The sequence below is a fragment of the Sporosarcina sp. Y838 genome, assembly GCF_056786515.1.
The window spans coordinates 36271-62872 of record NZ_JBXCJD010000017.1 but is presented as its reverse complement, the minus strand read 5'-3'; the positions used below and the strand labels follow the sequence as shown (position 1 = coordinate 62872).

24 protein-coding genes and 1 pseudogene are annotated in these 26602 nt (G+C 39.4%); 6 read left to right on the top strand and 19 right to left on the bottom strand.

The window, feature by feature from the left end; translation table 11 throughout:
• Nucleotides 1-729 precede the first annotated feature (729 nt).
• Nucleotides 730-1470, top strand: a complete 741-nt coding sequence (locus tag AC1TO4_RS16105; RefSeq protein WP_482106159.1) for an SDR family NAD(P)-dependent oxidoreductase — start codon at nucleotides 730-732, stop codon at nucleotides 1468-1470.
• 350 nt (nucleotides 1471-1820) lie between these two features.
• Here the strand turns inward: AC1TO4_RS16105 and AC1TO4_RS16100 are convergent, their stop codons facing one another.
• Nucleotides 1821-2036, bottom strand: a complete 216-nt coding sequence (locus tag AC1TO4_RS16100) for a hypothetical protein (RefSeq protein ID WP_482106158.1) — start codon at nucleotides 2034-2036, stop codon at nucleotides 1821-1823.
• A 589-nt stretch (nucleotides 2037-2625) separates the two neighbouring features.
• Here AC1TO4_RS16100 and AC1TO4_RS16095 point away from each other — a divergent pair.
• Nucleotides 2626-3804, top strand: coding sequence for a beta-ketoacyl synthase N-terminal-like domain-containing protein (locus AC1TO4_RS16095; RefSeq protein ID WP_482106157.1), 1179 nt, complete (start codon nucleotides 2626-2628; stop codon nucleotides 3802-3804).
• Nucleotides 3805-3816: 12 nt separating this feature from the next.
• Nucleotides 3817-6213 carry an EAL domain-containing protein gene (locus AC1TO4_RS16090; RefSeq protein ID WP_482106156.1) on the top strand — a complete coding sequence of 799 codons (2397 nt, stop codon included), beginning with the start codon at nucleotides 3817-3819 and terminating at the stop codon, nucleotides 6211-6213.
• Nucleotides 6214-6580: 367 nt separating this feature from the next.
• On the opposite strand, the pseudogene AC1TO4_RS16085 reads toward AC1TO4_RS16090, so the two are convergent.
• Nucleotides 6581-7024 (bottom strand): annotated as a pseudogene (locus tag AC1TO4_RS16085) (aldehyde dehydrogenase family protein); the annotation flags it as partial.
• A gap of 259 nt (nucleotides 7025-7283) precedes the next feature.
• On the opposite strand from AC1TO4_RS16085, the gene AC1TO4_RS16080 reads away from it, so the two are divergent.
• On the top strand, nucleotides 7284-8084 hold the full coding sequence (locus AC1TO4_RS16080; RefSeq protein WP_482106155.1) for an IclR family transcriptional regulator: 801 nt from the start codon (nucleotides 7284-7286) through the stop codon (nucleotides 8082-8084).
• Between the two features lie 367 nt (nucleotides 8085-8451).
• On the opposite strand, the gene AC1TO4_RS16075 is transcribed toward AC1TO4_RS16080, so the two are convergent.
• Complete coding sequence (locus tag AC1TO4_RS16075) at nucleotides 8452-9870, bottom strand: purine-cytosine permease family protein (protein WP_482106154.1); 1419 nt, start codon at nucleotides 9868-9870, stop codon at nucleotides 8452-8454.
• 795 nt (nucleotides 9871-10665) lie between these two features.
• Entirely contained in the window at nucleotides 10666-11640 is a 975-nt protein-coding gene (locus tag AC1TO4_RS16070) for an NAD(P)H-dependent flavin oxidoreductase (RefSeq protein WP_482106153.1), read from the bottom strand.
• 84 nt (nucleotides 11641-11724) lie between these two features.
• Here AC1TO4_RS16070 and AC1TO4_RS16065 point away from each other — a divergent pair, with 84 nt between their 5' ends.
• Nucleotides 11725-12252 carry a gamma carbonic anhydrase family protein gene (locus AC1TO4_RS16065; RefSeq protein ID WP_482106152.1) on the top strand — a complete coding sequence of 176 codons (528 nt, stop codon included), beginning with the start codon at nucleotides 11725-11727 and terminating at the stop codon, nucleotides 12250-12252.
• A gap of 58 nt (nucleotides 12253-12310) precedes the next feature.
• Here the strand turns inward: AC1TO4_RS16065 and paaX are convergent, their stop codons facing one another.
• From paaX to AC1TO4_RS15995, 14 genes are all read right to left on the bottom strand, one after another.
• Nucleotides 12311-13189 carry a phenylacetic acid degradation operon negative regulatory protein PaaX gene (gene paaX / locus AC1TO4_RS16060; RefSeq protein ID WP_482100951.1) on the bottom strand — a complete coding sequence of 293 codons (879 nt, stop codon included), beginning with the start codon at nucleotides 13187-13189 and terminating at the stop codon, nucleotides 12311-12313.
• A gap of 86 nt (nucleotides 13190-13275) precedes the next feature.
• Nucleotides 13276-14052, bottom strand: a complete 777-nt coding sequence (locus AC1TO4_RS16055) for an enoyl-CoA hydratase-related protein (RefSeq protein WP_482106151.1) — start codon at nucleotides 14050-14052, stop codon at nucleotides 13276-13278.
• 286 nt (nucleotides 14053-14338) lie between these two features.
• Nucleotides 14339-15544, bottom strand: a complete 1206-nt coding sequence (locus AC1TO4_RS16050) for a 3-oxoadipyl-CoA thiolase (RefSeq protein ID WP_482106150.1) — start codon at nucleotides 15542-15544, stop codon at nucleotides 14339-14341.
• The gene (locus tag AC1TO4_RS16045; protein ID WP_482100954.1) at nucleotides 15541-16413 is read right to left on the bottom strand and encodes a 3-hydroxyacyl-CoA dehydrogenase; all 873 of its coding nucleotides are present in this window, start codon (nucleotides 16411-16413) and stop codon (nucleotides 15541-15543) included. Before AC1TO4_RS16045 ends, AC1TO4_RS16050 begins: the two co-directional genes overlap by 4 nt.
• Nucleotides 16414-16810: 397 nt before the next feature.
• Nucleotides 16811-18328: an aldehyde dehydrogenase family protein gene (locus AC1TO4_RS16040; protein WP_482106149.1), complete on the bottom strand. Its 1518-nt coding sequence runs from the start codon at nucleotides 18326-18328 to the stop codon at nucleotides 16811-16813.
• 13 nt (nucleotides 18329-18341) lie between these two features.
• Nucleotides 18342-19115, bottom strand: coding sequence for an enoyl-CoA hydratase-related protein (locus AC1TO4_RS16035; RefSeq protein ID WP_482106148.1), 774 nt, complete (start codon nucleotides 19113-19115; stop codon nucleotides 18342-18344).
• Nucleotides 19116-19127: 12 nt separating this feature from the next.
• Nucleotides 19128-19907 (bottom strand): enoyl-CoA hydratase/isomerase family protein, encoded by a 780-nt coding sequence (locus AC1TO4_RS16030; RefSeq protein WP_482106147.1) that lies wholly within the window; start codon nucleotides 19905-19907, stop codon nucleotides 19128-19130.
• Entirely contained in the window at nucleotides 19907-20209 is a 303-nt protein-coding gene (locus AC1TO4_RS16025; protein ID WP_482106146.1) for an EthD family reductase, read from the bottom strand. The genes AC1TO4_RS16030 and AC1TO4_RS16025 overlap by 1 nt, the downstream gene beginning before the upstream one ends.
• Before the next feature lie 17 nt (nucleotides 20210-20226).
• Nucleotides 20227-20727: a 1,2-phenylacetyl-CoA epoxidase subunit PaaD gene (paaD, locus tag AC1TO4_RS16020; protein WP_482100959.1), complete on the bottom strand. Its 501-nt coding sequence runs from the start codon at nucleotides 20725-20727 to the stop codon at nucleotides 20227-20229.
• 25 nt (nucleotides 20728-20752) lie between these two features.
• Entirely contained in the window at nucleotides 20753-21565 is an 813-nt protein-coding gene (gene paaC, locus AC1TO4_RS16015; RefSeq protein ID WP_482106145.1) for a 1,2-phenylacetyl-CoA epoxidase subunit PaaC, read from the bottom strand.
• Complete coding sequence (paaB, locus tag AC1TO4_RS16010; RefSeq protein WP_482100961.1) at nucleotides 21562-21909, bottom strand: 1,2-phenylacetyl-CoA epoxidase subunit PaaB; 348 nt, start codon at nucleotides 21907-21909, stop codon at nucleotides 21562-21564. Before paaB ends, paaC begins: the two co-directional genes overlap by 4 nt.
• A gap of 19 nt (nucleotides 21910-21928) precedes the next feature.
• Nucleotides 21929-22834 (bottom strand): 1,2-phenylacetyl-CoA epoxidase subunit PaaA, encoded by a 906-nt coding sequence (gene paaA / locus AC1TO4_RS16005; RefSeq protein ID WP_482106162.1) that lies wholly within the window; start codon nucleotides 22832-22834, stop codon nucleotides 21929-21931.
• A gap of 272 nt (nucleotides 22835-23106) precedes the next feature.
• Nucleotides 23107-23346, bottom strand: a complete 240-nt coding sequence (locus AC1TO4_RS16000; RefSeq protein ID WP_482100962.1) for a ferredoxin — start codon at nucleotides 23344-23346, stop codon at nucleotides 23107-23109.
• A 43-nt stretch (nucleotides 23347-23389) separates the two neighbouring features.
• On the bottom strand, nucleotides 23390-24415 hold the full coding sequence (locus AC1TO4_RS15995; protein ID WP_482106144.1) for an NAD(P)/FAD-dependent oxidoreductase: 1026 nt from the start codon (nucleotides 24413-24415) through the stop codon (nucleotides 23390-23392).
• 393 nt (nucleotides 24416-24808) lie between these two features.
• Here AC1TO4_RS15995 and AC1TO4_RS15990 point away from each other — a divergent pair, with 393 nt between their 5' ends.
• Entirely contained in the window at nucleotides 24809-25258 is a 450-nt protein-coding gene (locus tag AC1TO4_RS15990) for a PaaI family thioesterase (protein WP_482106143.1), read from the top strand.
• Nucleotides 25259-25409: 151 nt separating this feature from the next.
• On the opposite strand, the gene AC1TO4_RS15985 is transcribed toward AC1TO4_RS15990, so the two are convergent.
• On the bottom strand, nucleotides 25410-26588 hold the full coding sequence (locus AC1TO4_RS15985) for an ABC transporter substrate-binding protein (protein ID WP_482106142.1): 1179 nt from the start codon (nucleotides 26586-26588) through the stop codon (nucleotides 25410-25412).
• Between the last annotated feature and the right edge of the window lie 14 nt (nucleotides 26589-26602).

Genomic DNA, 26602 nt, shown 5'->3' with positions numbered 1-26602 from the left:
ATGGACACCCTTGCGTTAAGCTAACTGTTACTTCTGCCTTCACAGTTCGGGACTTGCACCCTATAGACTACGCCCATGCTGGGCGCACTCAAAAAAGAGAGGAAAGTATAAATACTTCCTCCCTTTTCTTGAATATAATGATTAGGTTTTAAGTTGCTAGCGAACTTCCGGCACCCTAAGTCCGGATAGTGTATCAATTTTTCACGGTGCCTAATCGTCACCCTTTTTCTAACTATAGGTTATCATTTGAGGCACCTGATAACCATCTGCCTTCCATTGAATAAAACTTATTCAAGGCAGTTGTTCAACTTTATTATATGCATTGTAACTTGGATTATGCATGACTATGGTTCACTTTTCTGATTTAAGTAAATAATTTTAAGGACTTAGCTTTCAAATCAAAACGCTCAATTAGTTAATCCCCTCGTCTCAGCCTCTTTGGCTAGAATTCTCTTGTACACTGGACTCAAACCTTCTAGTTTCCCTTTATCCAATTCTGATGATTAGTGTCGATGTGTTTCATTCATTTCCTTCTATCACTATTCAATTTCAATTATTGATTAAATTTCGTTACAACAATATGAGCTAATTTCAATAACCCTTTTTATTTACACCATTCGATGTCAACCGCATTAAAACTTATAATTTGACATGAAATATAAATGACACTAAAATGAAAAATGATAAGTCTATTAATTCGGAATAATATAATAAGGGAGGAGTTTATACATGAAATTACAAAACAAAGTCGCAATCATTACAGGTGCCGCTCAAGGGATGGGTGCTACGCATGTACGCAAGTTCGTAGAGGAAGGTGCAAAAGTTGTTATCACAGATATTAATCTAGAGGCTGCTCAAAAGTTGGCTGATGAAGTAGGAGAAAATGCAATTGCATTGAAACTTAATGTTTCAAATGGTGAAAACTGGAAAGAAGTTGTAGAAAAAACAGAAGAAGTATTTGGACCTATTACAGTATTAGTCAATAATGCCGGAATTGGTATTTTCAAACTTTTAGAAGATCTGACTGAGGAAGATTTTAGAAAAACATTTGAAATTGATGAATTAGGTGTATTCCTAGGTATGAAAACAGTAGTACCATCTATGAAAAGAGCAAAAGGCGGTTCGATTGTAAATATTTCATCCGTTGACGGTTTGGTTAGTGCACCGACCGCAATCGCTTATAGTGCATCAAAACATGCAGTGACCGGTATGACAAAAGGTGCTGCTGCAGAGCTTGGTCAATTCAATATCCGAGTAAACTCAGTACACCCTGGCGTTATTGAATCTCCAATGGCGGAACAGGGCGATGTCGCTGAATTCATTAAAAAACTTGAACAAGACATTCCTTTAAGAAGAAGGGCAAAAACAGAAGAAGTATCAAACTTAGTCATCTACTTAGCTTCAGACGATTCTAGTTATTCTACAGGAGCACAATTTGTCGTAGACGGCGGTATGATTTCTGATTTGTAATAATCAGTCCATGTCTTAATTGAACTAGCAGTTATTGAGCAAAATTTTAATACGAGACGTGCCATTATTGACAGTTAGCAAGTCCTCCCCACCTATTATTCCATCGACCGCTTGGTGTTCACAAACCAAGCGGTCATTTTTATTTCACGTCATTATACAGAGGTGATCTAGCAGTATTAATTTATCCTTTTTGTTAGTGAAGATTTGCTAAAGCCTTTAAAAAAGGAATTGGCGAATTGGCGTCAATAACTAATTATTTCATCCACGAACTCATCATCCATCATATATCTCCAATGAAATAAAAATAGCGCCAATTTCTCTTTAATAGAAATCAGCACTTCATTTAACCGCTATGCGTCGCGTGATGCTTTTGGCGGTTGGCATACGTCACATTTACGTTGGTTATTATTATTAAATTTCGTAAATGTTTTCTCAAAGTTGCTACCACATGCACATTTAAATAGTAATTTTTGAGAAAAACCATGATATTCCGTCGTTAATAATTTACTCTCCGAATTGTTCTCAACAAATTCCTTAATTTTAGCGATTGTCCATCGTTTAATCATTTTCTTACACCTCCATATTTTATCGGTAGGCGGAGGCTTCTTTAGCATCCGTTCAATTGTGAGTAAAAGCATTAAATATCCTAAGCTCCTCATTATAACATGAGCTGGCACACAATTAAACAGGTGGAAAGGTTCTTATTGAATTAACTTGACCCTTTAGTAGAATTCCGTTCCCACTTCTTGTAAAAAACCATCTAAAATTAAAATAAATATTTCGAATACGTTTATAAATCAAACTTACTTGTATTATAAAAAAATCTCCAATACTTTCAACCATTAATCGACTTCTATTCAACCTACCGCCTCAGAAAAAGAAAGCTGTTTGGTTTTAACTTTATTTTAATTTCGTTTCATTGCAGCACTTCTTCAGGGTTTTCAAAATAGAAAAATCCAATTCCACTCATAGTGAAATCATTCGGCTTTTTAAAAATATATCACACAAATAATACGTAAGTATCCAGTGTACATGTTAAAATTTAATGATGAAATATTTGAATTACCATAACAGGTCTCAAGATTTCTTGAATATAGACTTCATCTTATTTTGTCGTATATAATAACATAAAGTCGAAATTTGTAGGTGATGTAATTGGACGATATCGTAATAACAGGTTATGGCATTAAAGCTCCTGGTGTTTATGATAAAAACAGCTTTTTAAAGGTATTAGATAAAGGTATCTGTACACAGAGCATTTTAAAAAATGATAATCAGCCTCATACTATTATCGTTGCGGGTTTAATAGAGGACAGTTTTCTAGAGATAAATGGGAAAAACCATAAACGATATCCGCGTTCTGTAAGAATGGCAATTGCTGCTGCAATGGATGCTTCTAAAATGGCGAATTCAGATTATTTTAAGCCACAGCGTGTTGCAGTAATTTTAGGTACAGCTGCTGGCGCAATTCTTGAAATTGAACAATACGCTACTGCGGGTTTTGAATTGAAAACCTTCCCTATTCATGGGATTTCAATTGTTGATACACATACTCTTTCTGTTTCTGTTGCTGAAGCGTTAGGAACGCGCGGACCTACCTTCACATTAACAACAGGATGTACTGCCAGTATTGACGCAGTTTTGATGGGAAAACTCCTACTTGAGAACGGGACTGTAGATGCTTGTATAGTAGGAGGAACAGATGCCCCTTTAGGCCAATGGACGATCAATGGCTTTAAAAAGATAAGATCCCTCTCGACTGAGCCGACTATTGATCAAGCTGGAGTCCCATTTTCAACGAAACATCGCGGTTTTGTTTTAGCCGAAGGGGCAGGTGTCATCGTTCTAGAGCGGAGACAATCTGCACAAGCGCGCGGACAAAAAATATACGGTAAAATTGAACGTGTCATTTCAAGAAATGAAGGACAAAAACTATTAAGCTCAGATGTAACTGGTAGACATCTGCTAGAAGTTTTTCAAGAAGCCGTTGGAAATACTAAACCAAGTTATGTGAACAGTCAGGCACTTGGTATAAAAACCAATGATCAGATAGAACGATTTATCCTTAAGGAAACCTTTGGTACGGACGTTCCAATCACTTCAATAAAAGGTATGATTGGACATACATTTGGTGCAATGGGAGCAATGCAAATCATTTCATCGCTGCTTTCAATGGAATATGGATTTATCCCCCCTACAATTAAAACAACTGGGAATGGATTTGAAGACGTACCGATTGTTTATCAAACTAGATATCAAGCTGTAGAGTCCGTATGTATAACTACCCATGGGAGTAGCGGGAATAATGCTTGTCTATTATTGACACATGCATAGGAGGCTCATTATATGTTTTTTCTTTTTTTAATTTTGTTAACTTGTATCCCCTTATGTATTGGAATTACGATACTTGTTTTATTCAAAAATAATAATCTATCAAAAATCATTTTTATATTTCTCCTCTTAGCCTCATTCTGGCAATTAGATGTTGCATTCTTATATTCGTATGATTTGTTCAAAAAAGAGACTATTGAATTCTTTTTCAAACTCTTTCGATTTGGCTCTATCATGATAACGCCTACGCTTTTCTATGTTGGGTATACAATTGTTCAAGAGATGCTATCAGATGACTTGAAAAAAAAGTGGCGTTTTTTTGTAAATGGTATTACCGTCTTATTATTCTATGGCTTATCCTTTCTAGTTTACATAAGCGGATGGAGTGTTAAAGGGATTCGTGAATTAGAGCTTTTAAAATTTGGTTCTAATATATTTTACTTCCCTGTTTACGGAGAGCTGTCATGGTTTTACAATGCAAATGTTCTTCTTTTTATAGTTAGTATGATTACCTGTTTTTTGATTAGTTTACATGTTCAAGATAAGAGCGTGCGTTCATTTTTAGTTTATTTTAATATCTTTACGTCAATTGCATACGCAATAGGCATTTTAAATATGTTCCCTTCGACAAGATTGTACCCAAGTTCGATTGCGATCTTGGTCTTTGCTATTTCCTTATTAATTCTTACGAGCCGAATGTATCTTGAATTAGTAAACAATATGAATAAGAAGCTATCTGATCAAAAGAAGTTTCTATTCCAAGTCATAGATTTAAACCCAAACTATATTTATGCTCTCGACGAAAGTGATCGATATACACTTGTGAATCAATCATATGCACAGTTAATGGGCATGAGAATTCAAGATATGATTGGGAAAACAGACTATGACATACATCATGATACACGTGTAGTGAAACAAAACGTCAATCAAGAAAAGAATATGCACAAACATTCGGAAAAACTCTTCATTAGAGAAGAAGCCGTAACAGCCAATTCAGGAGATACCATCTGGTTACAAACTGTTAAAATACCAATAGATACCAATGATAGTTCAGTGCTACTTGCTGTATCTACAGACATTACGGAACGAATAAAATATGAAGATACGATCAAGCTCCAAGCAAATCATGATGCTTTAACAGGATTACCGAATCGAAGAATGTTTAATGAGAACTTAACTAACCTTTTAGAAAAAGCTAAAACCGAGACAAGTCAGAATGCAATAATGTTTCTCGATTTGGATCGATTTAAATACATCAATGACACACTTGGACATGACGTCGGTGATCTCTTATTAATAGAAGTATCAAGACGTATTGAAAACTTAATCAAGAAAAAACATAATTCTGCAGGGTTTTATCGTATTGGCGGCGACGAATTCACCATTTTACTTCCTCATTATAAGGCGAAAGATAGTGAAGACTTTGCCAAGGAATTATTGGGAGAATTCAGAAACAGCTTTTTAATCGACGGTAGCAATTACCATATTACTCCAAGCATTGGAATTAGCCTCTTTCCAAATGATGGGGATGACGCTAATACATTAATAAAACATGCAGATACCGCAATGTACTACGTGAAAGATAGAGGGAAAAATAACTATCAATTGTTTACATCGGAAATGCATCATGATTTTTACAGAAAAATGATGATTGAAAAACAATTAAGAACCGCTTTAGAAAATGAAGAATTCGAACTTTATTACCAGCCTATTATGAATCTGAAAACAAATGAAATCATGGGAATGGAATCTCTTATAAGCTGGAATAACAAAACACTTGGACAAGTTACACCGGATGAATTTATTTCAATTGCGGAAGAAACAGGAATGATTATTCCAATAGGCCACTGGGTACTGAATACAGCAATTGAACAAAGTGCTCGTTGGCAAAAGGAAGCATATAAGCCATTAAGAGTAGGTATTAATGTATCTGTCAGACAATTAATCGATCCAAATTTTCTAGAGAAAGTGAAAACCACAATTGAGAACAATGCACTTGATGCGACCTATATCGTGTTAGAGATTACTGAAAGTATTGCGATGTATGCAGAGGCGATGAGTGAAAAGTTAGATGCCTTAAAAGAACTTGGTATAAGTCTATCAATGGATGACTTTGGAACAGGATACTCATCACTCGGCTATTTGAATAAATATCCACTTGATTCATTGAAAATCGATAAGTCATTTGTTATTGGAATGAATCGAGACGATGAGAGCAAAGCCATTGTAAAAACGATTATAGCCGTAGCAAAAGAACTCGATTTGAAAGTCATAGCTGAAGGTGTAGAAGGACAAGAAGAATATCAATTCTTAAATGAGATTGGCTGTGATTACGCTCAAGGCTATTACTTCAGCCCCCCACTCCCTGCAATCGATTTCAAAGAAAAATGGCTTACATCGGGCGACTGACCCATTGGAATGCTAACGATACATTTTTGACATGAAACACTTGTAAATGGTTTTATATCAACGTAAAAATGACTATCCAATCGATATACAATTGGATAGTCATTTTTATTTTTCCCTCGGCATAGGAATTGGTGAGGCCTTGAAGTTATCCTACCTTTTCCTATTGCTTTTTGTTAACTATAAAGCTTTTACTAGTAGATTATTTTCTCTAGTTCCTTTAAGTGTACAAGTTGGATGCTATAGTATCAAAAACGTGAGCTACACCGTCTAAAACAACCTGTTGGTAAACATTATATCTTTGGCAAAGGTCTAAAAATTGAAACTAAACGACCAGTCTCCGGTACAATTCCGTCAACTGGTCGTATCATATCGCGAAATGCAAGGCTATATTATCTTGTTGGTATGCCTCCGTTCCTACTGTTGTCATATAGTTAGCAAAGAAATGGAAATTGTACGCTGCACGTTCAATATCCACTTTTTTCGAAAGCCATAATGGCTTTCCTGTATCCAAGGACTCGAGTATTGCTAATTCCTCTTTTCTTTCTAAGATCAAATCTCCTATTTTGCGAATGATAGCGGAGCGCTGACTTAATGGCATGTTTCCCCAATCTCCTTTAATAACCCTTCTCGCGATACCGACTGCATGATCTACTTCTTCTTTTCCACCTTCTGCAACAATTCCTAACACCTCTTCAGTTGCTGGGTTAATATTTTCAAATGTTTTACCATTGACTGATTGCAAATACTTTCCATTAATATAGTGGAAGCAATCGATTGGACTTACTTTCACCTTTGTTATTGTTGTTTGCATGATAAATTCCTCCTTATTTTTTCATAAATATATAGTTAATAAACGTTCAAAATCAGAACTTTTTATCAACTTGACCTAACTATAGGGGTAATATCAAAATATATAAACGTCGGCGTTCCAATACAACAAATAAAAATATAACCGATCAGTTATTTAATTTACTTAGAGTATATGTATACATAAAGCATCTTTCGCTGATATAATTACGAATTATACCGTTCCTTTATACGGAACAAAAATATTGGAGGGTAAAAAAGTCATGTCAGAAAATAAAGGAAGTCCACAAATTCTAACTTCCGTCAGAAATGCACTACGTATACTCAAAAGTTTTTCAACCTTTGAACCTACGAAGAGAGTTAACGAGCTTTCCAAATCCTTAGGTTTAGGTAAAAGTACCGTAAGCAGACTACTTTCAACGCTAGCAAGTGAAGGTTTCGTAACAAAAGACGAGAAGACCAATGCTTACCGTTTAGGGTTATCCGTTCTCACCTTAGGTGGAATTATCACAAATGATTTAGAGATTCATAAGGAGGCCACACCTGTTCTGTCCAAATTAGTTAATGATACGGGTGAAACAGCGCATTTAGCCATATTAGATGAACTTGAAACGATTTATATTCATAAGGAAGAGTGCAATCATCCTGTTCGCATCTTGACTCATCTTGGCAGAAGAAATCCATCTTATTGTACAAGTTCAGGTAAGGTCCTACTTGCTTTTAGTGAATCCAACATTGTAGAAAAAGTGATTGAAGAAGGACTGGTTGCCCATATGAATAATACACTTACGAATCCCGCTCAATTACGAAACGAGCTTGAAACGATTCGCCAGCAGGGATTTGCAGTCAGTACAGAGGAGCTAACCGAGGGAACGAGATCAGTTGCAGCCCCAATCCGTGACTATACTGGCCAGATTGTGAGTGCCGTTGCTGTAGTCGGTCCCATCCAACGAATGACAGACCATAAAATCAATCAAATTGCAAAAAAAGTCATGGAGGCAGGAAATGAAGCATCGGAACGACTTGGGTATGATGAACGGTATTTCAAACATTTACGGAGTTGATTTTGAGGTGTGATTGGATAGAGGCTTGTTATGTAGCAAATGCACTTGGCCAACGGGATGCAAGTCCATCAAAAATTTTATCTTTTAAATGGTATTCAGCACTCCCTAAAACGAGAGAATGGAAAAGTTGAAATCGATAACAGCACACAAAAAGAATTTTGTATAATAAAATCACGCGGGAAATAGAATTATACCGATTTTCAAGCTCACTTGTCCCTTTAGCATATACCTTATATGGTTTTAACGGAAAATTTGAGTAAATAGTAAAAAAACCAATATTTAAGAAAATGGTCATAAACAAAAAAACGCACCCGGAGCGCAAAGCTTACAGGTGCGGCAATTCATTGGTGGAACTCATTATGTTTTCTCAGGCAATCCAATCCTCTTTCGGAATATCATGCACTTCTCTCTTCATATAATAACGGCCTTTTGTCGCTATTCCCAGGATGACGGTCAGAATAGCCGCCAAAAATGCTGCGAAAAACGCTGCCGTACTTTGGAGGAATGTGCCCATATAGCCGAGTGCCGCAATCGTCCCCAGTATAGTAGGCACGGTCAACGCTACAACACCTACCGGATTCCATTTATACAAATTTTTCTGTCTTGATTCATAATAACCTGGTCCGATTTTAAGCCATTTCTTAAGAATCAGTGCATCTGTTACTAGAATCGACGCCCAACTCATTAATGCGACGCCTTGGAAAGTCATTGCCATACCGAGATGGTCGACAATACCGCCGAGCATCAGGATCATTGCAGCAACTGCAGCCACCACGACCCAAAAGCGACGCCCAGGTTTAAAGCCGAACATGTTTTCAAAAAAGTTCGACAGGGACAGCGAGCTGCTGTAAATATTGGTAATGTTGATGCGAATTTGTGTGAGCACTGTAAACAGCACACCGCCGAGCCCTAACAGGACAACGATGTAAACACCCGGGTTTGCTTCGCCAAGTGTGACACCGAACCAAATACCGAGGCCGCCCATCACGCCAAAACAAAATATTTGCGGAATAAAACCGATGGCGATTGAACCGATTTTTAAATCTTTTGGTTTCAGGAAACGCGCGTAATCCGAGGCAATTAACGCGGTTAGCCCCATTATGCCGTGCTGCATTCCTATACATAACAGCAATGCGGCTCCGCCGATTTGGACGCCTTCAGGAATATAGGTCCAAAAATTGCCCGCGTATTGCGACGGGTAGTTGGACGCAACGACAATCGCTGCAATCAGAAAGATGAAAAAAATGGGCAATGACCATTTCTGTAGTTTGTCCAATTGTTTAATGCCGAACCAGTTTAATGGAATGACCAATGAACCAAAGACGACAATTAAGAGCCATACAGGGATGGCGGGGAAATATGCATGGACCGCAGCGACTAGAATCATGCCTTCAAATGCACAATACATGATAAAATTCGATGCGTAGATTAATGAGGTTAACGAGGCCCCGATGTAACCGAATCCTCCGCGGGATAATAAGTTGACATTCATACCGGATTTTGCCGACAAATAAACGATGATGCTTCCAAGGATTCCTGCGACAATAATAGCGTAGATTGCCGAGATGATCGCATTGGCCGCTCCAAATTTCAGTGCCAGGACGCTTCCCGTCTGGAAATAGAATATGGCAGTTGCGATGCCGAATGTGATATTGGTGATACTTAGCCATCCCATTTTACGTTCTTCACGTGGGACTCGGTCAAATGTATAGTCACCAGTTTTTTCTTCTTTGGGGCTTAAGTCTTTTTCTTCTAAATCTAGATCTGCGGAAATATCAGATCGCATTCAATCAAGTCCTTTCAGTATTCATTTGTAGTTCTCTTTGTCACAGGGAATGTTAGATAGGATTGGACTGTATGTCTTATCGGGGAAAGACAGTTCGCATGCTACGAGGACATCAAGATTCTGTTGATTCACCTGAGACAAAAAAAGATGTGATTGTTTCTACCCAGAAAATTCTGGAGCGGATAAAATCACTCTGCTTATAATTTTAACATAATTTAATTCAAATATATGACTTCTATCTTCGACTCATTCAAAATGCCTATATTAATTTCGTTCATATTTTAGTGAATAATACCTGTTAAAGGCTCATTCTGATAAGTTAGAGCTAAACAACGATTTCATCAAAATAGTTAACACTTGTTATTCACATGAGATACTCGTCTCTCGGATAGGTAATTTTCTATCTATTTTAGACAACTTAATCTGTCGGAACAAATTCTCATTGATTTTGCATGGTCTATTAGTTTTTTTATATTCAGTTTTCGTTTATTCAATGTGTATAATATGTAAAAATCTTTTCAAAACATGCATTACTCTAACCACATACTTTAACGAATTACGGTAAGCCATTCTCGGAGCTTTTAATTGTCTAGTCCATCTCCCCCCTCTATTTCATGAATATAAAAACACCGACAGCTATTCCCGTCAGTGCATGTTGTACTTACATATTAATAGCTGCTAAGCTTCCGATATTCTAGTAGGATTACCTGGTTCGTAACCTCAACTAAACAAATTCATTTTTCTCCATGACGCGGGTTGGTGTTAACCCGGTCGATTAGGTATTGCATTACTTGCCTAATCATTTTTATTTCTTTGTATTTTTCCGAATTCACCTAGTGATTTATTCATTCTATTTTCCGCTTCTTCCATCATACTATTTAGTAAATCTTTAACAGTCGGAATGTTTTCGATCAATCCGGCAATTTGACCGCTATTGATAAAACCATTTTCCATATCGCCTTCAATTGCACCTTTAACATGTTGTTTTTCCGATGTCATTTCACCATATTGTTCAATTGTCATTCCTGCTCTTTCCAAGCTATTAAGTTTCATAGCATAAGGTGTCTTTAAAATCCGCCTCAACCTTCCAACACTACGTCCAATAAGTAACGTTTCTGTATCACTTGCTTTCACAAGGCTCTGCTTGTACGTGTCATGGAATGGCGCCTCCTTCGTCGCGATTAAACGCGTACCAATCTGCACACCACTTGCGCCTAACATTAGCGCAGCTGCCAATCCTTTGCCATCACCGATTCCACCCGCAGCAATTACCGGTACTTTAACACTTTTCACTATTTGCGGTATTAGCGTGAATGTCGTCAGCTCCAAAGTTGAGTTGATGCCAGCTGCTTCAAACCCCTCTGCCACTAATATATCTGCCCCGGCCGCTTCCGCTTTTTGGGCATGCTTCACTGAAGCTACGAGCGCAATGACTATCACACCCCGTTCATGTAGTTCTGAAATATAGGGCGCTGGATTTCCCGCCGACAGCGAAACAACAGCAATATTATATTTGGTAACAAGGTTAATAAGTTCTTTTACGTATGGTGAAACACTGATTGCGATATTGATTGCGAAGTTTTTATCCGTTAGTTTTTTTGTTTCAACTATTATATCTTCTACTTCTTCCGGAGTCATTGTTCCGCATCCTATTGTACCTAGACCCCCAGCCTCTGAAACTGCTGCCGTCAGTTGTGCATTACTAATGTTGCCCATTCCACCTTGAATAATCGGAAAATCAATCTGAAGCATTTCACAAACGTATATCATTTTTCATCCACTCCTATGTAAATATGTTATAGTATATGGAGTTAAAAAACAATTATGATACTTTAAAAAATGGGGGTAATTTTTATGATAATTACGTATAAAGGGAAAAAACCAGTTCTCGATCCAACAGTTTTCGTCGCACCAGGTGCTAAAGTTATCGGGGAAGTTCAGATTGGGCTAGAATCTACCATTTGGTTTAATACAGTCCTACGAGGGGATGAAGGGTCTATTACAATAGGCAATAGATGTAGCATCCAGGACAATTCAACAATCCATTTATATGAGGGCGCTCCAGTCCTTATAGATGATGAAGTGACCGTTGGACATAATGTAATCCTGCATGGCTGCAAAGTTGGAAAACGGTCAATAATTGGCATGGGATCTACAATTCTAGACCATGCCGAAATTGGTGAAGAGTGTATTATTGGCGCGAACACATTAATCCCACCCGGAAAGAAAATTCCTCCGCGCTCACTGGTTGTCGGTTCACCCGGGAAAGTAGTAAGGGAATTGAACGAAAAAGATTTCGAAATTATTCAACTGTCGATTGATTCATATGTTCAAAAAGGCTATGAATACCGAGAGATTTTCAAAAACAGTGAAAATGATTAAAAAAACTGGGTAGCCTTTAGGCACCCAGTTTTTTTATGAAAATAATTGTCGATAGTTATTAGTCAATAATGAGCGGGTGGTCATCTGCATCATAAGATTTATCTTTCCTGCGCATGTCATTATCTTCTTGAAATACATCTTCGAAAAATTGGTTAGCCGATTGGGCCAATAGCTTATAATATTGTTCAAACAAATGAGCGGCATGATTACCGTTCCATATTTCCGGAAGCAACTCTTTCGGTAGTCCAGGATCTATAAAAAGGAACTTACGATATTCATGGACAAGGTTTGTTCTCTCTACGAAGCACTCTGCATTCGTCATTTGCCCATTATTTATTAGGCTTTGATGAACAATATACTTATTGCTGTACGTCGAAATGAATTCCTGATACTTCCCTTCAATTTCTGAAAGTGGCCAGCTTTTTTCAACAAGCGCTCTGTCTGCTTGCGGTCCTTTATATTCGGATAGGAATAAATCCACGTAAGCTTGGATGTTATATTTATCAATGAGTAGTCTTACTTCTACCCCAAGGTCATTCGGTGTAATCCAGCAACCATTTGAAAAGCTCCCTAGTCCACTCCATAAAAGTTCCTTACGCAGTTCATCACGAATCTGTCTTTTTTCTTCCGGAATCGCGTACATCAATATACGCCATTTACCATCCCACTCGTGTGGCATCAATTTAAATATTCGGGCAGCTGCCTCTTCAATTCGTATTTCTCCACGAGATGTCAAGAAATAATAGCTTTTATTCCCCTTTTTTTCCGAATTAAGCCACCCTTGCTTCATCATTCTGGAAACGGCAACACGAACGGATTGTTCATTATGTCCAAACTCTTTCAGTAATCTAATCAGGCTACCAATCCAGATATTATTTCCGTAATGACGAATATAATCTCCATATATTGTAAAAATCATTGATTGTGCATTCGCCAATTAACCTCACTCTTTCTTATTCGAACATAAAAATGTATCATGATTTTTCCTATTCCCATTATATCGTTTTATCAATAAAAGAAAACTTATTTACCCAAAAATAGCGGACTTCTTTTTTCACTGAATGCAAGGAGAGCTTCCGTTCGATCTTCGGTCGGGATTATTAATTCGTAGGCTTTCGATTCAATTGCAAGTCCCGTCTGCAAATCCGTGTTCATCCCTTGTGTAATTGCATACTTCGCTTGCCTAATTGCAACCGGACCATTTTTCATCATATCGTAAGCTAGTTGTTCACAAGCTGCAAGAAGTTCTTCCTTATTCACAACTCTCAAAACAATACCGAGCCCTAGAGCTTCTTCTGCAGTGATTCTTCTTGCAGTGAAGATTAACTCTTTCGCCTTCATTTCTCCTACAAGTCTTGGAAGGCGTTGCGTCCCGCCAGCACCTGGAATAATGGCCCAGCTCGTTTCAGTCAGCCCCATTTTCACACCCTCGACCGCTATTGAAAAGTCACATGATAACATCAACTCAAAACCGCCGCCAAATGCATAGCCGTTCACTGCAGCAATTGTCGGCTGTGGCAGACTCGCAATGCTGTTGAACGCATCTCTAATTGCTTTGACGTTTCTCCTAACCTCTGTTTCATTTAGTGTCTTACGTTCTTTCAAATCAGCGCCTGCACTAAATGATTTTTCACCTGCTCCAGTAAAAATAACCACTTTCACCTCTTGATCTAACGAAATAGAATCCGTTACCTCTTGAAGCTGATGTAGCGTTTCGTAATTAAAGCAATTCAATGCTTCTTCACGGTTAACAGTCACATATGCAATATTGTTTTCTTTTTTATATAAAATAGTTGACATTTTTCCATCTCCTTTATAATAAACAAAAGCACAAGCGCCTGGTCAAGGGCGACAGGCATAAGACAGACCGGCGAAGAGGCGTTCTTTGCCTCGCAAGCCGGTATGACTTATGATCCGAGCCCTTAGGCGCTGGAGTCTAGACGTGAAAGATCACCTTCCGCAGGTTATCCACAGTACGAGATTTTATCATTTCCTAGTGTAAAAAAACTGTCCAACTCCTGCCGCGGCTCATCCTTTCCTTTTCAAGAAGAGCACCGGCCCTTGAAGGACAGCTATTTTCAACTAATTATTCCGTTACATTCTCAATAATTGCCGCAATTCCCTGGCCTACCCCGATACACATCGTTGCTAGTCCATATTTAACGTCCTGTTTTTTCATTTCATATAAAAGTGTAGTAAGAATTCTGGCCCCACTAGCACCTAATGGATGTCCAAATGCGATTGCGCCACCATTGACGTTTACTTTTTTATCATCTAGTTCTAACTGGCGTATACACTCAAGCGATTGAGAAGCAAAAGCCTCATTTAATTCAACAAGTCCAATATCATTTGTTGTCAGCCCTGCTCGTTCCAATGCTTTTCTTGAAGCATATATCGGACCAAGACCCATTACGGCAGGTTCAAGTCCCGCTGTTGCTCCAATAACATATTTAGCTAGCGGCTTAAGGTTTAGTTCTTTCGCTTTCTCAGCACTCATAAGAAGCAAAGCAGACGCACCGTCATTGACACCCGAAGCGTTGCCTGCTGTAACGGTACCACCTTCAAATATCGGTTTCAGTTTACCAAGCTTTTCAAGTGTCGTGTCCGCCCTTGGATGTTCATCCCGATCCACAGTGATTTCGTTACCTTTCCGATCTTTATAGACAACCGGAACAATTTCTTCAGCGAAACGATTTTCTTCCATTGCTCTTTTCGCACGTTGTTGGCTTTCATAAGCAAATAAATCCTGATTTTCTCGCGTTATCGCATATCGTTGTGCGACGTTTTCAGCTGTCTGCGGCATTGAATCTACGCCATACATTTCTTTCAGCTTATTATTCGTAAAGCGCCAACCGATTGTTGTATCTTGTAATTCCATATTGCCACGTGGAAATGCTTTATCAGGTTTTGACATGACAAGGGGTGCACGCGTCATGCTTTCTGTTCCGCCGGCAATGTAAATATCGCCATCTCCAACCGCGATTGCTCTTGCAGCGAAAATGACAGCATCAAGCCCTGAACCACAAAGACGGTTAATCGTCGTGCCCGCCACTTCGACAGGAAGACCCGCTAACAAGCCGGACATTCGAGCTACATTACGGTTATCTTCCCCAGCTTGATTAGCGTTTCCGAATATAACTTCTTCAATTTTCTCTGTCGGCAGGTTGGGATTCCGTTCGACTAGTGCCTTAATAACAACCGCTCCCAAATCATCCGGACGTACGTCTTTCAACGCGCCATTATATCTACCGATGGGTGTACGGACAGCATCTACTATGACTACTTCTCTCATTTCGTAACCACCTCTTCTACAATTGTATAGTCGTATACGCCTTTACCACTTTTTCGACCAAGGCGGCCCGCTTTTACATATTGCTCCAATAGAGGCGCGGGACGGTACTTCTCTCCAAGCTTTTCGTGTAAATATTTCAGGTTATTCAGACGCGCATCAAGTCCAACCAAATCCACGAGTTCAAATGGTCCCATGGGGTAATTTAAACCAAGCTTAATTGCTTTATCAATTTCTTCTGGTGTTCCAAGCCCTTCTTGTAGCATGTAAAATGCTTCGTTGCCAACAAGTGCACTAATTCGGCTTGTGACGAATCCTGGAAATTCATTAATAACAACAGTTTCTTTGCCCATATTCACGGCTACTTGTCTAATTACATCCGCCGTTTCATCACTTGTTTCCAAACCACGAACAATTTCAACAAGTGGCATTTTATGTACAGGATTGAAAAAGTGCATAGCGATTGTTTTTTCTGGACGTTTACCGAAAGAAGCAATTTCTGTCGGACTCATCGTCGATGTATTCGTTGCAAAATAACACTCTTTTGAAGCGTGTTCTTCTATTTCTTCAAACACTTGTTTTTTAATCGATGCTAGTTCAGGTACGGCTTCAATAATTAAATCCGCGTTTCCTGCAACTTTTGCAAGATTGTTTTCATAGTTTAAATTTTGGCGCGCCTTTTCAGCTGTATCCGCTGAGATTTTTCCATACTTAAGTCCTTTTTCAAAAATAACTTCAATTTCATTCTTTGCATTTTGTAGTGCAGTCTCGTTAATATCAACAATCGTAACTGAATACCCACCAAGTGCTCCAACATAGGCAATCCCTCTACCCATCACGCCGGAACCGACAACAACTATACGATTAATCATCAGTACCCTCCTTTTTATGATGAAAGAATACGGACAAGAGATAACACATCCCTGTCCGTCATTTTTTAATAGATCATTATAATTTTTCAATATGGAACAATGTCTAGCTCCGGGCGCAAGCCGCTCGGGCCATAAACAATCCAGCTATGTGGCAAAGTGCGCCACGCCGTGCCTGCAAGGAGGCAGGTATGCAGTCGTTGCGACAGGACGTCGCGATCTTAGACTGCCTTCCTTTTGACTTATGCCTGTCGCGGCTAAACTGCGCCCTGCGCTTTTCTTGTCTAGCTCCAGGCGCAAGCCGCTCGGGTCATAAGCAATCAAGCTATGTGGCAAAGTGCGCCACGTCGCTGGATTGACTTATGCCTGTCGCGGCTAAACTGCGCCTTGCGCTTTTCAATTATAGTCCGAATGGATTTACTGGACGGCTGCCAAAGTAAGACATGATGCTTTTCGTTTCAGTGTAAAGATCAAGCGATCCGACTGATAGTTCACGGCCAAATCCGGATTGTTTATAGCCACCGAATGGTGTACCTGGGAATGCAGAGAATGGCGTATTAATCATAACGATTCCCGCTTGAATTTGGTTTGCAACACGTGTTGTAGTTGCATCATTTGTTGACCAAATAGAAGATGCTAGACCAAATTCTGAGTCATTCGCTAATGCAATTGCCTCTTTTTCATTTTTAAACTTCGATACTACAACAACTGGACCGAAGATTTCTTCACGCACAACCTTCATTTCTTGTGTTACGTTTCCAATAATTGTCGGCGCATACCAATACCCGTTTTCAAAGCCTTCTGGTTTCAATTCTTTCCCACCAGTAAGGATTTCCGCACCTTCATCAATCGCAGATTGAACATACATTTTCACTGTGTCCAATTGTCCTTGATCGATAACCGCGCCCATATGTGTTCCTTTATCAAATGGATCTCCAATTGATAGTTTTTCTGTTTTAGCAATAAACTTCTCAACGAACTCATCGTACACATTTTCATGAATATAGATACGCGTACGTGCATCACAAGATTGACCTGTGTTATTGAACGCACCATAGAGTGAACCATCAACAGCCGCCTCAATGTCTGCATCTTCAAAAACAAGGCTTGGGGATTTCCCACCAAGTTCTAGTGTTACGCGTTTTACAGTTCCTGCTGCTCTTGCCATAATGTCTTTTCCGATTGGTGTAGAACCCGTGAACGCAACTTTATTCACTAAATCATGTTCTACCAAGTAGTTACCAATTTCAGAACCAGATCCTGGTAAAATGTTAACAACGCCGGCTGGAACGCCTGCTTCGAAACAAATTTCCCCAAGAATAATAGCTGTAAGCGGCGTTAGTGACGCCGGTTTAATAACAACCGAGCAACCTGCTGCAATCGCCGGAGCAATTTTCCAAGCAGCCATCATTAGTGGATAGTTCCACGGAATAATTTGCGCACATACACCTAGTGGTTCTTTTTCTGTGTAGTTATGGAATTGACCAGGTACGTTGTTTACAGAGCCACCGTGTCCAACAATTGCGCCCGCGTAAAATTCAAAGTCTTCAATTGCTTGTGAAATCTGCCCTTTAGCAGCTGCAAGTGATTTACCTGTATTTAAAATTTCAAGTTCTACCAGCTCATTAAAGCGTGAGCCCATAATTGCTGCAATTTTGTTGAGTACACGTGCACGACGTCCTGAAGGCGTTATTTTCCATTTTCCATTATCAAATGAATCTCTGGCAGCTTGAACAGCTCTTTCAGCATCTTCTTGTGTTGCTTTTGCTACTTCCGCAAGAAGTTCACCCGTCGCAGGATTGTAAATTTTTGTGCGTTCGCCATTGCTACTTTCGACTTGTTCACCGTTAATGAAAAGTTTGTAAAAGTCACGTTTCATTGATTCTTGCTCTATTTTTCCTTCTTGAATTGTCGTCATTGGTTTATTCCTCCTATTGTCCTGTATAAACAGGTTTGCGTTTTTCCATAAATGCAGTAACACCTTCACGATGATCAGTTGTTAAACCAGCTATACGCTGCCCTTGTGCTTCTTGTTCAAGATAATCTTCAAAAGATAATTCCGTAACTGCTTTCAAGGATCGTTTTATCAAGCCTATTGCTTTTGTTGGCAGAGCGGCAAGATGCGCTGCAAATGTGGTTATATCTTCTTCCCATGTTTCAGATGAAATAAGTCGATTCGCAAGACCCATTTCTACTGCCTTATCGGCTGGTACTTTTTCTCCTAAAACGGCTAGTTCCAACGCTTTGGAATGTCCTACAAGTTGTGTCAAATAATAGAGATTACCAGAATCAGGAATAAGACCGACATGTACAAAAGCGTTCAAAAAACTTGCACGTTCCGAAATAAGTCTGAAGTCACACGCAAGTGCGAGGCTAAATCCGGCTCCAGCTGCAACTCCATTTACAGCTGCAATAATCGGTTTTTCACATTGTCTAATTTGATTAACCATCGGACCATAATGGTCTCTTAGCACTTGACCATGGTCCATGTTTTCATCGACTTCTGATAAATCCTGTCCGGAACAAAATGCCCGTCCTTCACCCGTTATGACAATACAACGAACTGCGTCATCATTGGAAGCGGCTTTGACTGCATTTTTCACTTCTCGGTTCATCTGTGCGATAAATGCATTCAGTTTGTCTGGCCTATTTAAATAGAGCCATGCAATTCCATTTTCAACTTCATAACGAATTGTCTCAAACATTGAGCTACCTCCTTACTTACCCTGAAAATCTGGTTTTCTTTTTTCAACAAATGCGTTCATACCTTCTTTTTGATCCTGTGAAGCGAATAGTAGATAGAAATTTTTCCGTTCATATTGCATTCCTTCATTTAAAGGAGAGTCCACTGCTTTATTTACCGAATCTTTAATGAGGCGTACCGATAGTGGCGGCTGTTTAGCAAGCCGTTTTGCAAATTTCAACGTTTCTTCCATTAATAGTTCAGGGGCAACGATTTTGTTGATGACTCCGTGTTTCAGAGCCGTTTCCGCAGAAATCCGCTCCCCTGTCCATAGCCATTCCAGTGCTTTCGTACGACCAGCAAGTTTCGTCAACCTCTGTGTACCTCCTGCACCTGGCATGACGCCAAGGCCAACCTCTGGAAATGAAAATTCTGTGCCGCTTGCTGAGATTAATAGATCACAGCAAAGGGCAAGTTCGAACCCTCCGCCCATTACGAAGCCTTTTACTGCACCGATGATTGGCTTTTTAATGAGAGCTAAGCGGTCCCAATCGGCAAATTGATTCAAAAGCTCAAGGCTGATTGGATTATCATTAGCCATCTCATCAATGTCAGCTCCAGCTGAAAATGCGCGTCCTTTTCCAGTCAACACGATGATTCTTACAGTATCGTCACGATCAAATTCTTCCATCGCAATGACTACTTCACTAATCAGTTTCCGATTCAATGAATTTAACTGACGGGGCCGATTCAGACAAATGACCGCAATGTCGTTTCCCTCTATTGAAGTTTCAATGAATTCGAAACTGGTCATTATGCATCCTCACCAATCATTAATGTGACAAGATTACCTGCAAACCCCATTAAGTCCTTACCAGATGCTTTCCCTTCAGGTGAACGTAAGCCTTGCTGTAATGCTTCTAAATTGTCATAGTACATCTCGCATGTTAGGTAGTATTTTCCTTCGCCACCCATTGGAGATCCAGTTACTTTAGTTACCTTCATTTCACGCAGTCCAGGAATTTTCGCTGTAATTGGTGCATGAACATTGAAGTAATGTTCATCAAATTCCTCTTTATTTTCAGGGTGTTTGTATAACGCAATTAGTTTAGCCATTTATTATTCTCCTCACTTTACATTAGTGTCGAAACAGGTTTCATTGCCTCAAATACGTTTTTACAGCTCTTACAATACAAAATACTTCTGCACGCAGTCGGCCCAAAAATATTTTCCATTGTCACATATGTAGATCCACAATATGCGCAATCAACATGCCATGAACCATCTTCTTCAAAATGGCGGGGTGGTGGAGCTATTCCGAACGCTCGCAGATTCACATGCCCTTCTTCTGTAATACGGTCTGACGTCCAAGGTGGATGAAAGACGATTTCTACTTCGACTTCTTCCACTTCAGGAAGTTGTTTTATAGCATTTGCCGTGTTTTTTTTAATAATGTCGAGAGCCGGGCATCCTAAAAACGTCGGAAGTAGAACTACTTTTACGTTATTTCCTTCAGTCGTGACTTCTTCAACCATACCAAGGTCAATAATGCTAACTGAGTCAATTTCAGGATCTTTCACTGTCATGAGCACTTCTAATACACGCTCCGTTGTTAATTCTAAAGTTGTAGTCATTAAGATCGCCTCTTTCCTTTTTCAGTTACCAGGTAGCCGCCGGATCTAACTTGTAAACTTCTGAAAGTGTAAGCAGTGCTTCATCCAAATCTTCTGTATGCTCGCCATTCCGTCCATTATTCGTTGGTTTTTCAGGAATCGTCGGTAGATCCATTTGTAGAGCAACAAACACTGGTTCGATGCTTGCTATCCAGTTTTCTTTCAACTTTTCCTCATTGTCTATCAATTTATATTTTTCAATTGCTAGTTCTTGATTTCCAAAAGAGAATACATCTCCAAAGTCATTCATAACGAGAGCAATTGCATCATTCATTTTCTTTTTTGCAACATCGGTAGAACTCAATAATTGCTTAAACCAAGTTTCCCAATGTAACCTGTGATAATAAAGTTCCATTTTCACTTTTACTGCCGCTTCAGCAAGTGGTCTATACGAGCTTTGGCATAAAGAATCGACTTTCATTTTTTTTGCTTGTGTGTAAAAATAACTTCTTACAACTTGATATGCCCAATCATACTGGGGCGTCTCCATATAATAGCCATCACCGTTTACTCGCTCAGTCAAAATGCTGTTTCTTCTTTCATGTGCCGGTCGCAAATGAGCCAGATCATCCGCTTCTCCCACTCCCAAATCTTCTAGAAGCTTGTAGAACATTGCTGCATGCCCCATACTGTCTTGGCTAATTGAAGAAGAAGCGACGTCTTCCTCAATGTGAGGAGCTAGCCCGAGCCACTCAGATCCACGATAAGAGTACAAGAAATCATCATCCGCTAATTGGAATAACAAACTCGTTATCGCTTCTTTGTTTTCCACGGTCAATACGTTTTCGATAGTGCTCATTTCTGATCTCCTCCCCATGACAAGATTTCTTTTTCATCCAACATTCCCTGTTCGTAGTGACGCCACTTTTTCTTTAAGTAGCCGTATCCTTTTGTCGTACGATAATCTTTATTGTCAAGTCTGCCGAGCGTCATTTTCTCTTCAGCGTTCAACCTTCTAACGTGGTTCCGATTCACAACCCAAATGTCGGCAACCGGTTCGCGGCGCATGAAATTTTCTTGCGCCAACATGATAGCCATTTCTTCGTTTGGAGCCAGCAAGCTGAATTGGTGCTGGAATGACGAACTCGGCGTCCGTTTACTAAATACTTCATATTCTTGATAAAATGTATTCTCTTGTGCCATTTTCCCCCAACTCCTATCTTTATTTGATTGTCGCGCTTAGTGCATCACGAACCCATGCACTATGTTCATAAGATGACCGGCGCAAGTTCAGGCGTGCTTGTGAACGGGGCCCTTTATTTTTAATAATTCTCTTAAACTCTTCCCAATCTGGTTGTTGGTACGACCATAACTCATTTTCTTTATCGTAGTGGAAAGTCGGATCTGGAATTGTTAAGCCAAGCGATAAAATACGCGGAATGTATTTATCAAAAAAGAGTTGCCTGAAATCCTCATTTGTTTTCGTACGGATTTTATATTTGATGGTTAAGTCTTGTTTCGATGAACCCGTTGTTTCTTTACTTGCCGGTCCGAAGAACATCAGTAATGCCTCCCACCAGCGATTAAGAGCGTCTTGAATCATTGCCTTTTGATCTTCCGTGCCTTCTGCTAACGCCATGATGATTGACTCCCCATGCTGTGCATGAAATACTTCTTCAGCACAAATGCGTTGCAACGCCCTTGCGTAGGGTCCGTATGAAGCACCAAGCATATCGGTCTGTGTAATAATAGCTGCTCCATCAACAAGCCAGCCTACGAGGCCTGCATCTGCCCATGTTCTCGTTTCCATGTGGAATACGTTATGAAATTTCAAGTCCTCATTGAATAAGTCCTGCATTATATCTCCACGGTTTTTGCCATATGGTACTAGTAAGTCTTCCGTAACTCGAAGTAGCAACTGGCCATGGCCCATTTCGTCCTGTACTTTTGCCATAATGCCAAGCTTTCTATTAAGAGAAGGGGCTTTCGGTACCCATTCTTTCTCAGGAAGCGCTCCCATTATTTCGCTAATACCGTGCATCGAAATCAGTTTAATCAATGTCTGTCTGTATTCTTCAGGCATCCAATCATCTGCTTCGATCTTATCCCCTGCCTTAATACGTTGCATAAAATGTGCTACCTTTTCCTCATCAGCCGTAATCTGTAAAGTCGTCAATTTAAATCCCCCTTTATTTGAGCTATATAATCTCACCGCTTCGTATAACAAGATTTTAACGATGACTGTGTATATTGTTATATATAAGGTCAGTATAGTGCATAGATATTCAAAAAGCAAATGTATTCTGATAAATTTAAATTTTATTTTTGACTGTCAAATTTTGAATTTTAAGTAGTCCGTAAACATGCGAATAGACTAGTTATGAAATTGAATTAACTCTCTTATGCTTCCTCTAGTACAATTGGGTGTTGCGATACTTTAATTGAATCAGTAGGGCAGCCTTCCAATGCATCTTCTAGATCATCGTATAGATCTTCATCAACTTCAGAACACCCTTCGTTATCATCTAGATGTACAAACGCAAGTCCTTCATCGTTATAATCAAAAATGTCTGGCGCACTCGCCCCACACGCTCCGCAGGCAATACAAGTTTCCTGATCAACAATCGTATATTTAGCCATTCCATTCGTCCCCTCCTTATACTGTTCGCAACACGCCTATCTTTTATTGACCGACTTTAACTTTCTTCTTTTCTGTTTGTTCCATAAGCGTTGTACTGTGAGTTGCTTGCACTTTCGCTGTTGGATCGATGTAAACCTTAGCATTGCTGACTGCTGTCGGAGCCTCGCCAAATCCACTTGCAATCAACTTTACTTTCCCTTCATACGTGCAAATATCACCGGCTGCATAAATGCCCTCTATATTCGTTTCCATTTTTGAGTTGACGACAATACTATTTTTCACGATTTCAAGGCCCCATTCGCTAATTGGACCGAGTGATGAAACGAACCCGTAGTTTACGATAACGTCGTCTACATCAATTACTTCTTCTTGATCGCCCTTCACTTTTTCAAGGACAACCTGTTCTATATTATTTGCACCAATAAATTCTATAGGTACGAACGGAGTTTTGACTTCAACGGATGAGTTCATTAGATTTTCTACACTTGCCTCATGAGCACGGAATTTATCGCGTCTGTGTACAAGCGTCACTTTTTTTGCAATTGGCTCTAGCATCAATGACCAGTCAACAGCTGAGTCGCCACCTCCAAAGATTTGTACATTCTTACCTGCAAACTGTTGTAAATCCTTTATGAAGTAATGCAAGTTCTTCCCTTCGAACTTTTCTGCTGAATCCAGATTAAGTTTTTTGGGCTGAAACGCGCCATTACCCGCCGTAATAATTATGGTCTTAGAAAAATGAATTGCGCGATTCGTTGTCAGTTTAAAAGTTCCGTCAACTTGTTTCTCTACTTGCTGAACGTCCTGTTCAAGTGTGATCGTCGGCTCGAATTGAGACATTTGATTTACTAAATTATCAATGAGTTCCTGACCACTAATTTTCGGAAATCCAGCAATATCATAAATATACTTTTCAGGATATAAAGCAGAGAGCTGACCACCAAGTTGTGGCAGGCTTTCAATAACGTTCACAGACATTTTTCTCATACCGGCGTAAAATGCGGTAAATAATCCTACAGGGCCTCCACCAATAATTGTCACATCAAAGACTTTTTGTTCGTTACTCATAACTAAACTCCTCTTTTCCGATTATCTGATTTCACTTGCCAATGTGTTGGCAAACATTCCGACGGTGTGTACCAGTTCAATAGTATAACTGGATTTGAACGTTACGATTATTTCTTGTTATACAAAGTACTTTAATACATAATTAATTCAGTGTCAACAATAATTTCTGAAAACTCTTAGTTTTGCTTCCTTTTCACGTAACTTTCAGAATCTTGTTCACTTTCCGAATTATATATGGTACGATTTTGACTAGTTGTATATCTATTTTTTATATACCGTTTAGTTTATGTTTTATAATAATTGAGTATTTCCGTAGGGATTTTCATCTTTTAAGTACCTAATTATGCAGTAATCTCCAAAAAAATATATTGAATTAATGAGAGGTGTGGCAAAATGACAACACGCATTGATGATTTCGCTGTCCATGAACAACACTATGATGAAATTCGCACTATTATGGAGCAGGAGCCATACGCACAGTTTATCGGCATGAAGCTGATAGATTTTGGTCCCGGTACAGCTACAGCGGAACTAGTTCCTAACGAGAATATGTTAAACGCGCACAATACGGTTCACGGTGCAGTATTGTTTTCATTAGCTGATTACGTTTTTGCTGTTGCAAGTAACTCATATGGAAAAACTGCAGTCGGAGTTACAACGACAATGAATTTTATGTCAGCTGCTCTTCCCGGCGAAACAATTACTGCTGTCGCCCGCGAAGATAAACGAAACCACCGCCTTGCCTGGTATACTATTGATATCAGTAATGGAAAAGAACTTGTTGCAACGATGCAAGCAATGGTATATCGAAAAAAAGAGTATTTCATTCAAATAGAAGAGTAAGTGAAAAAGAGGCTAGTTTTTCAAAGAAGCCTAATTAAATATGACAAGGACAAAACACCCCCCGCATCGGTTTTAATCGATGCGGGGGGTGTTTTCTATTAAGAGGATACGTCATAGATGTAGGTGTATTTTGTTTCCAAGATCCTAATTACTATTTAAGTAGCGTCCACTTACCATCCTTAACAACAGCCATAACTAAGCTATCTGCTGTTAAACCGTTATGATCTTTAGCAGTTAGGTTGTAAATGCCAGTTGTACCAATCCATTTCGTAACGTCATTTTCCAAATAATCACGAATCGATTCGCGATCCGTAGCTCCATTTTTCAACGCCTCGATGACAAGCATTAAGTTATCATAGCCGTAAGAACCGAAGTTTGTCGGCTCACTGCTAAACTTATCTAAGTAATCTTTATAAAAAGTAGAAATCACGTCAAATTGGATATCATCCTCCGCAATCTGATCCGGGAAGAGTAACTTACCTGTTGGAATAACAACCCCTTCAGCCGCGTCTTCAGCTAGTGTGATAAAGTTTTGGTTGGCAATTCCATGACTTCCTATAATCGGTAAATCAATACCTAAATCACGTGTGTTTTTAGCGACAACTGCCGGACCTGGGTTTGTTCCCCATACGACAATTGCTTCTGCTTTCGCGCTGTTTATTTTTGTGAGTTGTGCACTCATATCTGGATCTTGAGTGTTGTAACTTTCTTTTGCAACAATATCAACGTCATATTCCTTTGCTAGTGCTTCCATCTGTTCGAGTCCACTTGAACCAAATGCATTTGAGTCAATAATAGTTCCAACCTTACTGATTCCCTGCTCTTTTAAATACATGTAAACGCGCTCAACCGCATGTCTGTCAGATTGTGGCGTTTTGAACACCCACTTTGCTTCTTCGACTGGCTCAACGATATGTGTACTTGCTGCAGCTGAAATCATCGGTACTTGTTGCTGCATCGCAATCCCTTTAATCGCCAGACTTTCACCGCTTCCAGATGAACCAAGAAGCACAAGAACCTTTTCATCATTGACCAAACGATTCGCTTCCTGAGTTGCCTTCTCTTGGCTAGATTCATCGTCAGCTAAAATAATTTTCAACGGTACTCCATTGATACCGCCTTCACTATTAATCTTGTCTTCAATTAATTTAGTTGCATTCCATTCTGGCTCGCCAAGTGGACTATTCGGTCCAGTTTTCGAGTAAATAGCTCCAATTTTATACTCACTGACTTCGCCAGAGCTTTCTTCATTGTCAGACCCCTCGCTACATGCTGCAAGGATCAATACAGTCATTATAGTCAATAGCGATGTTAAAAATAACTTTCTCATTTTTTATCCCCCAT